Raw genomic sequence first — 249 nt, forward strand, 5'->3', positions numbered from 1 at the left:
ATGGGCTTCCAACCGGAGCAGATCGTCACTACCCTCGAGGGTAAGATGCAATGCTGCGTAGGCCTTTGCGGCCGCTGCAACGTCGGCTCGAAGTTCATCTGCAAAGACGGCCCGGTTTTCACACTGGCCGAGCTCAACGCAATAAACGGTGATTTCTAATGGGGGGACGTTCTTAATTTGCGCAAATAACTCAAAGGTCAAGCATAGCAATAAAGCGGGGAGACAAAATAGCACGGCTTGCTGAGCAAA

Annotated in this window: 1 protein-coding gene; it reads left to right on the top strand. The window is 51.8% G+C overall.

What is annotated here, in order from left to right:
• Positions 1–45: 45 nt before the first annotated feature.
• Complete coding sequence (locus COY37_RS11895; RefSeq protein WP_353683011.1) at positions 46–159, top strand: iron-sulfur cluster-binding protein; 114 nt, start codon at positions 46–48, stop codon at positions 157–159.
• Positions 160–249 lie beyond the last annotated feature (90 nt).

Origin of the sequence: Candidatus Aquicultor secundus (assembly GCF_002791875.1) — a bacterium.
Lineage (GTDB): Bacteria > Actinomycetota > Aquicultoria > Aquicultorales > Aquicultoraceae > Aquicultor_A > Aquicultor_A secundus.

What these genes read in the sequence shown, in the direction of transcription:
- COY37_RS11895 (WP_353683011.1), top strand. Translation starts at nt 46, where the DNA reads ATGCAATGCTGCGTAGGCCTTTGCGGCCGCTGCAACGTCGGCTCGAAG.